This is a genomic window from Micrococcus sp. LASM2_SD2 (genome assembly GCF_057364565.1).
The window spans coordinates 1-3973 of sequence record NZ_JBNFOB010000213.1 but is presented as its reverse complement, the minus strand read 5'-3'; the positions used below and the strand labels follow the sequence as shown (position 1 = coordinate 3973).

Annotated in this window: 3 protein-coding genes and 1 pseudogene; 3 read left to right on the top strand and 1 reads right to left on the bottom strand. The window is 72.6% G+C overall.

Features of this window, described 5'->3' with window-relative positions:
• The first annotated feature begins 210 nt into the window (after positions 1-210).
• Positions 211-384, top strand: a complete 174-nt coding sequence (locus AC2W7A_RS10150) for a hypothetical protein (protein ID WP_485991248.1) — start codon at positions 211-213, stop codon at positions 382-384.
• 16 nt (positions 385-400) lie between these two features.
• On the opposite strand, the gene AC2W7A_RS10145 is transcribed toward AC2W7A_RS10150, so the two are convergent.
• Positions 401-1072: a class I SAM-dependent methyltransferase gene (locus AC2W7A_RS10145; RefSeq protein WP_485991247.1), complete on the bottom strand. Its 672-nt coding sequence runs from the start codon at positions 1070-1072 to the stop codon at positions 401-403.
• A 240-nt stretch (positions 1073-1312) separates the two neighbouring features.
• Here AC2W7A_RS10145 and argS point away from each other — a divergent pair, with 240 nt between their 5' ends.
• Positions 1313-2983, top strand: a complete 1671-nt coding sequence (gene argS, locus AC2W7A_RS10140; protein WP_485991246.1) for an arginine--tRNA ligase — start codon at positions 1313-1315, stop codon at positions 2981-2983.
• A 92-nt stretch (positions 2984-3075) separates the two neighbouring features.
• Positions 3076-3973: pseudogene (locus tag AC2W7A_RS10135) on the top strand (diaminopimelate decarboxylase family protein); the annotation flags it as partial.

The window sequence follows — 3973 nt, the reverse complement described above, 5'->3', positions numbered from 1 at the left end:
GCCGGCCGAGACCGACGGCGCCGAGGCACCTGCTGCCGGGGAGACCCCGGGCGAGCTGGCCCCCGCGGCGCTCGCCGCCCTGCTCGCGGATCCGGAGGCCCGCGCAGGCCTGACGCTCGTGGACGTGCGCGAGGGATGGGAGCGCCGGGTGGACCGGATCGGAGACGCCGCGGCGGCACTGACCGGCACTGCCGCTGACGGAGGTGCTCGATGCCCCGGACCGGCTCGGCCTCGACGGCGCCGAGACCGGTGCTGCTCTGGTGCGCCGCCGGCGTCCGCTCTGCACGGGCACGGGAGGCGGTCGCCGCCGCGAGGCCCGAGCTCGCCGCGACGCTGCACACGCTCGCCGGGGGACTGGAGGCGTGGCGGCGCGACGGCCGCTGAGCCACGGCGTGACGCGTCATCGAGCAGGGACTGCGGACGTCGGGTGCCAGACGTGCAGCAGGTAACCGTAGGTCAACGACGTGGCCGTCGGGTGCGCGGCGAGCCAGCCCTCTGCCAAGGCCTGGGGGAACTCGAGGCGTAGGACGGCCTCGAGGTCGGCGCGGGAGGCGAAGGTCCAGGAACTCATCACCTCGTGGGTCGTGGCACCGGCCTCGTGCCACCACCGCCGGGCATAGGTGTCGTTCCCCTGCTCTGCACTGGGGGCGCTGGCCCGCAGCAGCTCCGCGAACTGTCCCCGCTCGGTGTCGTTGTCGATCACCACCAGCGCGCCGTCGGGTCGCAGCACCCTGGCCACTTCAGCAAGACCGGGACGCACATCCCAGCGCGGGTGGGGGAAGAAGTAGGCGAATCGTGCGTGGACGACGTCGACGCTGTCGTCAGGCAAGGGGATGTGCTCCGCAGAGCCCTGCAGCACCTGGGCGCTACCGGGGCGGGCTCGGGCTGCCTCCAAGAGGCGTGCATCCGGTTCCACCGCAAACGTCACTTCGGCAGCGGTGTACCGCGGCAGCCAGAAGCCGGTGCCTGCTCCCAGGTCCAACAGCGTCCTGTCCTTCCACGGGGCTGCCTCGTGAAGGGCGGACCACAAGGTGCCTTCATGGTCGATCGCCGCGTTCTCGATCTCGTACACCTCTGGCTCGTCACCCTGGTTCGGTGCCGGTACGAAGTCGGAACCGGGCGAGTCAGAAGAGCTCGTGGGGCGGTCGCTCATCTTCCTCATGTTCGCATGTCGAAGCCCGGCGTGCAGGACGTCATCCGCCGGCCGTCCAGGGTGCGCAGGAACCTGGCTGACTCGAGTGGCCGGTGCCACCAGCCGGACCCCCGTGCCACAGGACGACGCGTACCGCGCCCCGCCCCTAGACTTGGCCCCGTGAAGCCTGAAGAACTCGCCTCTCTCATCCATGCCCAGCTGCTGGCCGCCGTCGAGGACGGCGCCCTGCCGGAGACCCTCCGCGACGAGCTCTCCCCGGAGCGCGTCCGCGTCGAGCGTCCCCGCAGCCGCGAGCACGGAGACTGGGCCACCAACGTGGCCATGCAGTTCGCCAAGAAGGCCGGCATGCACCCGCGCGAGTTCGCCGCCGTCCTCGCCGAGCGTGTCGGCGCCCAGGAGGGCGTCGCGAAGGTGGACGTCGCCGGCCCCGGCTTCCTCAACATCACCCTGGACGCCGCCGCCGCCGGGCAGCTCGCCCGCCAGATCGTGGAGGCCGGGGACACCTACGGCCACAACGACGCCCTGGCCGGCCACGTGGTGAACATGGAGTTCGTGTCCGCGAACCCCACCGGCCCGCTGCACATCGGCCACACCCGTTGGGCCGCCCTGGGCGACGCCATCACCCGCCTGCTGCGCGCCTCGGGTGCGGACGTCACCGCCGAGTACTACGTCAACGACGCCGGCAACCAGATGAACGTCTTCGCCGACTCCGTGCTCTCCCGCCTGCACGGGCGCGAGGTCCCGGAGGGCGGCTACCCCGGCCAGTACGTGCAGGACCTCGCCGACCAGGTGGCCAAGGACCACCCGGAGGTCCGCGAGCTCACGGACGAGGCCGCCCGCCCGGTGGTCCGCGAGGCCGCCTACGCGCTGCAGATGCAGGACATCAAGGACACCCTCACCGCCTTCGACGTGCACTTCGACGTGTTCACCTCCGAGCGCCGCCTGCACGACACCGGCGCCATCCAGCAGGCCGTGGAGCGCCTGCGCGAGCAGGGACACGTGGAGGACCGCGAGGGCGCCGTCTGGCTCAAGACCACCGCCTTCGGCGACGACAAGGACCGCGTCCTGATCCGCGCCAACGGCGAGCCCACCTACTTCGCCGCGGACGCGGCCTACTACCTGGACAAGCGGGACCGCGGCTTCACCGAGAAGGTCTACCTGCTCGGTGCGGACCACCACGGCTACGTGGGCCGGCTCAGGGCCATCGCGGCCGCCGCCGGGGACGACCCGCAGCAGAACATCGAGATCCTCATCGGCCAGCTGATCTCCGTCAACGGCGCCAAGCTCTCCAAGCGCGCCGGCAACATCATCGAGCTCAAGGACCTCGTGGAGTGGCTCGGCCGCGACGCGCTGCGCTACGACCTGGCCCGCTACCCGGCCGACTCGCCGATCACCATCGACCCGGAGCTGCTGCGCTCGGCCACCAACGACAACCCGGTGTTCTACGTGCAGTACGCCCACGCCCGCGCCTGCAACGCCGCCGACACCGCCGCCGCACACGACGTGGACCGCTCCGCGTTCGACGCCTCCCTGCTGACGCACCCGACCGAGGGCGAGCTGCTCGCCCAACTGGCCGAGTTCCCGTCCGTGGTGGGCATGGCCGCCCGCCTGCGCGAGCCGCACCGCATCGCCCGCCACCTCGAGGTGGTCGCCGGCGCCTACCACTCCTGGTACGCCGCATGCCGCATCGTCCCCGCCCCCGAGCAGGACGGCACCCGCGGCGCCGTGCAGGACGTCAACCGCACCCGCCTGTGGCTCAACGACGCCACCGCCCAGGTCCTCCGCAACGGCCTGGACCTGCTCGGCGTCTCCGCCCCGGCCAAGATGTGAGGAGGCCCGCTGTGAGTGAGCCCGAGAACACCACCGGAGGCGCCGTCGTCGGGAAGGACCCCGCCCCGCGCCCGGCTGCGGGCGTCTCTGCCCTGGCCCCGGACTGGCTGCCCGCCCCGGGGACGTGAACGCGCTGACGGCGCCGCTGTGGGCCGCCGGCGTGGACCGTGACGCCGCCGGACAGCTCACCGTGCAGGGCAACACCGCCGCCGAGCTCGCCGAGACCTTCGGCACCCCGCTGCTCGTGGTGGACGAGGACGACTTCCGCGCCCGCGCCCGCGCCTTCAAGGCCGGCTTCGACGCCGCCTTCGCCGACCTGTGCGGGGGAGCGGACGTCTACTTCGCCGGCAAGTCCTTCCTCACCCTGTCCACCGCCCGCTGGGCCGCCGAGGAGGGCCTGCGCGTGGACACCGCCTCCGGCGGCGAGCTCGCCATCGCCCTGCGTGCCGGCGTGGACCCGGCGCACATCGGCCTGCACGGGAACAACAAGTCGGACGCCGAGATGCTGGACGCGCTCACCCAGGGCGTGGGGCGGATCATCGTGGACTCCGTGGACGAGCTGCGGCACCTGGCCGAGCTCGCCGCCCAGCATTCGCTGACGGCGCCGGTGATGCTCCGCCTGACTCCGGGCGTGCACGCCCACACCCACGAGTTCATCGCCACCGCGCACGAGGACCAGAAGTTCGGCCTCTCCCTGGCCCCGTCCACGGGGGACGACGACGGCAACGTCGCCGGCCGCTCGCCGGCGTCCGTGGCCGTGGACCTCGCCCTGCAGTCCGACTCCGTGGACCTGCTCGGCGTGCACTGCCACATCGGCTCCCAGATCTTCGAGGCCGACGGCTTCGCCCTCGCCGCCCGCCGCGTGCTCGCGTTCCTGGCCGAGGTGCGGGACGCGCACGGCGTTCAGCTGGCCGAACTGGACCTCGGCGGCGGCCACGGCATCGCCTACACCGCCGTGGACACCCCGCGCCCGCCGGCCGAGATCGCCAC

Bases quoted from the DNA above. Each gene is read 5' to 3' on its own strand.
- AC2W7A_RS10150 (WP_485991248.1), top strand. From the start codon at position 211: ATGCCCCGGACCGGCTCGGCCTCGACGGCGCCGAGACCGGTGCTGCTC.